This window comes from Streptomyces boncukensis (assembly GCF_011045075.1).
GTDB classification, from domain to species: Bacteria; Actinomycetota; Actinomycetes; order Streptomycetales; family Streptomycetaceae; genus Streptomyces; species Streptomyces boncukensis.
The window spans coordinates 1-5,864 of record NZ_JAAKZZ010000462.1; the positions used below are offsets into that span (position 1 = coordinate 1).

4 protein-coding genes are annotated in these 5,864 nt (G+C 68.4%); 3 read left to right on the forward strand and 1 reads right to left on the reverse strand.

Going from position 1 to position 5,864, the window contains the following annotated elements:
• Positions 1–58: 58 nt before the first annotated feature.
• The 3 genes from G5C65_RS29630 to G5C65_RS29640 are packed head-to-tail and all read left to right on the forward strand — an operon-like array spanning position 59 to position 3,020.
• Positions 59–1,759, forward strand: coding sequence for a carbon starvation CstA family protein (locus G5C65_RS29630; RefSeq protein ID WP_165302126.1), 1,701 nt, complete (start codon positions 59–61; stop codon positions 1,757–1,759).
• A complete protein-coding gene (locus G5C65_RS29635) occupies positions 1,756–2,022 on the forward strand; it encodes a cory-CC-star protein (RefSeq protein WP_165302127.1) in 267 nt (88 codons plus the stop codon). Before G5C65_RS29630 ends, G5C65_RS29635 begins: the two co-directional genes overlap by 4 nt.
• Positions 2,013–3,020 carry an ArsA family ATPase gene (locus tag G5C65_RS29640; RefSeq protein ID WP_338146726.1) on the forward strand — a complete coding sequence of 336 codons (1,008 nt, stop codon included), beginning with the start codon at positions 2,013–2,015 and terminating at the stop codon, positions 3,018–3,020. The genes G5C65_RS29635 and G5C65_RS29640 overlap by 10 nt, the downstream gene beginning before the upstream one ends.
• Positions 3,021–4,209: 1,189 nt before the next feature.
• Here G5C65_RS29640 and G5C65_RS29645 read toward each other — a convergent pair.
• Positions 4,210–5,864: RHS repeat-associated core domain-containing protein (locus tag G5C65_RS29645; RefSeq protein WP_165302128.1), on the reverse strand; the 1,655-nt coding region annotated here is incomplete at its 5' end.

The window sequence follows — 5,864 nt, forward strand, 5'->3', positions numbered from 1 at the left end:
GGCCGGACCCCACCGTCCCCACCGTCCCCGCTGACCCAGAACCCGGAGAGCATCCCGTATGAACGCACTCCCGCTGCTGTTGATCGGCCTCGCGATGTTCGCGGGCGGATATGTCCTCTACTCGAAGTTCCTGGTCAACCGGGTCTACAAGCTTGACGCGTCCTTCAGGACGCCGGCGCACGAGCTGCAGGACGGCGTGGACTACGTCCCGACCAACAAGTTCGTGCTGTGGGGTCACCACTTCACCTCGGTCGCGGGCGCGGCGCCGATCGTCGGCCCCGCGGTCGCCGTGATCTGGGGCTGGCTGCCCGCGTTCCTGTGGGTCACCCTCGGCACGGTCTTCTTCGCGGGCATGCACGACCTGGGCGCCCTGTGGGCCTCGGCGCGCAACAAGGGCCGCTCGATCGGCGCGCTCTCCGGCCGCTACATCGGCCGCCGGGGCGCGAACCTCTTCCTCGTCGTGATCTTCCTGCTGCTCCTGATGGTGGTCGCGGCCTTCGCGGTGGTCATCAAGGACCTGCTGATCTCCACCCCCTCGGCGGTGATCCCCGCCTGGGGCGCCGTCGCGGTGGCGCTGCTGGTCGGGCAGGCGGTCTACCGCTACAAGATGAACCTCGGCCTGGTCACCGTGTTCGGCGTCACGGCGCTCTACGGCCTGATCCTCCTCGGTGACGCCGTCCATGTGGAGCTGCCCGACCCGATCCTGGGCATGTCCCCGGCGACCTTCTGGATCGTCGCCCTCTTCCTCTACGCCGGCATCGCCTCCCTGATGCCCGTGTGGGTGCTGCTCCAGCCGCGGGACTACATCAACGGCGTCCAGCTCTTCGTCGGGCTCGGGATCCTGTTCGTCTCGGTGCTGCTGAGCGCCCCGACGATCGTCGCCCCGGCGTTCAACGACGCCGTGCCCGCCGGCACCCCGGACCTCGTACCGCTGCTCTTCGTCACCATCGCCTGCGGCGCGATCTCCGGCTTCCACGGCATGGTCTCCTCGGGCACCAGCTCCAAGCAACTGGACAAGGAGACCGACGCCCGCTTCGTCGGCTACTTCGGCGCGGTCGGCGAGGGCATGCTGGCGCTCGGCGCGATCATCGCCGCCACCGCGGGCTTTCGCACCCTGGCCGACTGGAAGGCCGTCTACACCGCCTTCGGCGAGGGCGGCGTCGGCGCCTTCGTCTCGGGCGGCGGCGAGATCGTCAACAGCGGCCTGGGCCTGCCGTCCTCGCTGAGCTCGACGGTCCTGGCCACCATGGCGATCCTGTTCGCCGCCACCACCATGGACACCGGCGTACGCCTGCTGCGGTTCGTCGTCCAGGAGGCCGGCGAGGTCGCGAAGGTGAAGATCAGCAACATCGTCGGCACCCTCGTCGCGCTCGGCGCCGGCGTCGGACTCACCTTCAGCCAGGGCGCCGAGGGCGCCGGCGGCCTGCGCATCTGGCCGCTGTTCGGCACCAGCAACCAGCTGCTGGCCTCCCTGACCCTGTCCATCGTCGCGGTCATACTGATCCGCAAGCGGCGCAACCCGCTGCCCGCGCTGGTGCCGCTGGCCTTCGTGTTCGTCATGGCGTTCTGGGCGGCGCTCGTGCAGCTCGACGACCTCTACGACGCCCGGGACTGGCTGCTGCTGACGATCGACGCCGTCATCATCGTCGCCGCCGTGTGGGTCGCCTTCGAGGCGGTCGTCGCCATGCGGCGGGCGTCCCGGGAGCCGCCGGAGGCCCCGGACGCCGACGCGGCGGAGAAGGCCGAGGTGCAGGGGTGACGGGGGCGGCATCCCGCTGGGCCGCGCTCCGGGCCGGTCTTGAGGAGTTCTACGCCGGCCCCTACCGGCGCACCTTCGCCCGCGCCCGGCGCGAGGAGGACGACTTCTTCCGGATGGTCGTCCTCGCGGAGGCGCTCGGCGTACCCGACCCGGCGGCGTACTACACCGCCGAGCTGATGCCCGCCCTCTACGAGGACTTCCACGCCTGGCACCGCCGGATGGGCATGGACCGCTCGCCACTGGAGCACGTCGGGTGCTGCTAGACCTCCCGGACCTCATCGCCTCGCGCGGGATCGTCTTCGTCGGCGGCAAGGGCGGGGTCGGCAAGACGTCCATTGCCGCGGCGCTCGCCCTCGCCCGCGCCCGGGCGGGCGCCCGCGTGCTGCTGGTCTCGACCGACCCCGCCCACAACCTCGGCCACCTCTGGGACCGCCCCGTGGGCGACGAGCCCGTGCGCCTCGCCGGTCCCGGCGACCTCGCGCCCGGCGCGCCGGCCGGGGCGGCGGGCCGCGTCGACGGGCTGGAGATCGACCCGGAGCGCACGGTCGAGCAGCATCTGTCCGCGGTCGCCGGGACGCTGCGGCGGCTGCTCCCCGAGCGGATGCACGCCCCGGCGGCCCGGCACCTGGAGCTGGCCCGCCAGGCCCCCGGCACCCACGAGTCGGCTGTGCTGGAGCGGATCGCCGAGGCGGTGGAGCTCGGCGACGAGGCGTACGACCTGGTCGTCTTCGACACCGCCCCGTCCGGCCACACGCTGCGGCTGCTCGCGCTGCCCGAGCAGCTCACCTCCTGGACCGAGGCCCTGCTCGCCAACCGCGACCGGTCCGAGCGGTTCGGCGCCGCGGTGCGCGGCCTCGGCGGCGGCGAGGAGACCGACCGCGACGCCGAGCTGCGCCGGATCCTGCTGCGCCGGCGCAACCGCTTCGCCCGGCTGCGCGCGGCGGTGACGGACCCGGCGCGGACCGGGTTCGTGGTCGTGCTGACCGCCGAACCGCTCCCGATCGCCGAGACGGTGGAGGTGTACGGGAAGCTCACCGCCCTCGGCGTCGACGTGACCGCACTCGTCGCCAACCGCCGTTCCCCGGCGGACGCCGGCCGGCTGCTCGCCCGGCGCCGGGAGCGGGAGGACGAGCACCTCGCCCGACTGCGGCAGCGACTCCCCGACGTCCCCCTGCTCGACGTACCGCTGCTGCCGGGGGACCTGGTGGGCGCGGAGGCCCTTGCCACCCTGGCCGACCGGCTGGGACCCTCCGCTGCGTGAGTTCCCGGGTGCCCGGCAGCTGTTCCCTCAGACGCTCCGGGCCAGAAGGATCAGCTCCAGTCATCCGATGAGTGCCATCCAGATCGCACCTGTGCCCGCTGTCACAGCGCACAGGACAGAGACAGATCCGCGAGCGTACACCGCGTCCAACGAATCTGCGGGGTCGTCTTGGTGAGATCCGCCGTGCCGCCCGCGTGAAGCCACTCGTTGATCCTGCGCGCTGCCTTGTCGACAGTGCCCATCCAGTGGCCTATGAGGGACCCTCCGAATACGTAGACCCCGATGCTCCGATCTTCGTCGAGCCGCACCTCCAACCCACCGCCATCATCCACCTCGACGCCACGGATCGTGGCCTTCGGTACTACATGGGTCCGCAGGGGGTTGACGACGTGAAGTATGCCTTCATATAGCACCACTTTACAGTTAGCAAGCCTCCCGAAAAACCCCGGCAAATGCCAGGAATACTGGTATACCCTGCCAGCCGACTCGGAACCCATTAACCGAAGTAACACTCCGTATGGCCACGAGCATACCGATACCCATGCCTAGAATTGCCATCCCGAAAAAAATTGACCAAGATTTACGCCTCAGTATAATCGGTTTCACTCAACTTCCCCATCCACCTTCTGTCGACCCACCCGCCCCAGCCTGCCGCTTCTCCATCACTCGCCCCTCTTCAGCAAGCTCCTGCCGCATTGAACGGGCTCGCCAACTTGATGCTCTGGTGCTTGCGGAACTGTTCGGCGGCTTTGCGGGCCGCGGCGGACAAAGACCGTGGCCGAGTACGTGTTCACCTGGGGGTCCGCCACCCCGCAGCCCAACGCGGGACGCTCATCAATGCAGGTTGAAATCAGCTCAGTTCATTTTCGCCTCTTCCGGGAAGCATGAAAGACCGGAGAAGGGATTCCAGAGCGGTTGTGGCGCTTCAGCGCGTTACGACCAGTCCAACGCCAGTAGTTCGTCAAACCGAGACCCGTACCCATGAGGACGCCGCCGACCACAACCATAGGAATCCCGATCGCGATTCCCGAGGCGAGGACGCAATAACCGGTCGGCATGAGCCATCGAAACCAGGGCTCCCCTGGTTTACGCAAAGCGTCCCAGAGAAGGAAGAGAAGCACGGCCAGGAACATAAGGGCCACGATGACCGGAATACCCGCCGGAGTCACGTTTATGGCAATTTGGAGATTCACCATCCCAAGGTACCCCAAGTCACAGCCGTACCCTGCTGGTAGAGCCGCTGTTGGCCGGAGCGCGTAGTCATGGCGTGAAGAAAATTGGTATGCCCGCTGCCGAACATGTGCAGATTCCGCACCGTCTGAATGCGCCAGCCGACGGTGTCAAGTGCGATGCCACTGAAATATCTCGCCGATCCATTTTTTGATCGCCAGCCCCTCGTTCTTCTGAAGTCAATGGTGCGGTTAGTCACGGAAATACCGAATGCTGCCCCTCCGACAACGGCACACGCTCCCTCCGTAGCGAAGGTACATGTCACAAAGGCACCGACTGCCGCCCCCTTGGCGATATTCGACCGGTTCCGCCACGTCCACTTACCGAAATCTTTGACGCCGGTTACCGCCTTTCCTCCAGTCTTGTTCCAGCCGGCCTTGATGCCGCCGAGGATCTTGCCCTTGATGCTCTGGCTCTTCTGTCGCTGTTCTGCGGCTTTGCGGTCGGCCGCGAGTTTGGCGGCCTTGCGGGCCGCGGCGGCTCGGGCGGCTGCCGCTCTGCGCGCTGCGGCGTTCTGCCGGGCCACCGCGTGCTGCCGGGCGACGACCTTGGGGTAGGACGTGCGCAGATATCTGCGGTAGGTCCGCCAGTTCCGGGCTTCCAGGGCCCGGTACTTCCTTGTGGCGCGGCCCTTCCTGTTGAGGTAGCCCAGGTGCTTGAGGTGGCGCTTCATCACCTTGGCGTTGCCGTAGCCCTTCTTGGTGACGTCGTCCCAGAGCGCTTCCCCGGAGGGGTCGGAGAAGGTGGCGGGGTTGTTGCCGCCGTACTGGTAGGAGTTGTGCTGGCGCTGGTCGTCGGTGGCCAGGAGGGGGTCGACGGAGAGGAAGCGGCCGAGTTCGGGGTCGTATTCGCGGGCGCCGAGGTGGGTGGTGCCGGTGGGATCCTGGGTGCCGTCGACGAAGCCGCGGGTGCCGGGCCAGGCCGTGCCGCCGGAGGCGGCACCGTTGCGGGGGCCGCCGAAGGGGAGCTGTTTGCGGCGGGTCACGAGCTGGCTGGACCCGAAGGCGACGGCGATCAGCGCGGTGCCCTGCTGGTCGGAGAAGAGGTAGTGGATGCCCTCGCCCGTGGTCCGGGTGGCGACGGTGCGGTCGTTGTAGGTGTAGTAGCGGGTTCCGGTCACCTTGCCGCCGGATGAGGTCAGTTCGTTGCCTTCGGGCAGGTAGAGGGTGGAAGAGCCGTCCGGGTTGTGGGCCAGGAGGCGGTCTCCGTCAGGGGTGTAGAGGTAGTCGGCGGTGGTGGCGCCCTCTTTGACGGTCTCCAGGTGGCCTTCCGCGTCCCAGGTCAGTTTCTGGTCGCGCGTTCCGCCGGCGCGGGAGGTGGTGTTGCCGGCCGCGTCGTGGGCGAAGGTTTCGGTGCCCTCCGCGTCTGCCGTGTTCGTCGTGCTGCCCGTGGTGGTCACCGAGCGGAGGGTGTTGGGGCTGGACTCGCCCGGCGTGCCGTAGGTGTAGGTGCGGACCGTGTCCGCGTCGGCTTCCTGGTCGGTGCCGTTCCCCCCGGCGCCCAGGCCGTGCCGGACTTCGCGGGTGCGGTTGCCGGCCTTGTCGTAGTCGAAGGAGAGCCAGTACGGGTCGGAGCCGCCGATGTTGTGCTTGTCCGGGGGCGTGGCGCAGGAGG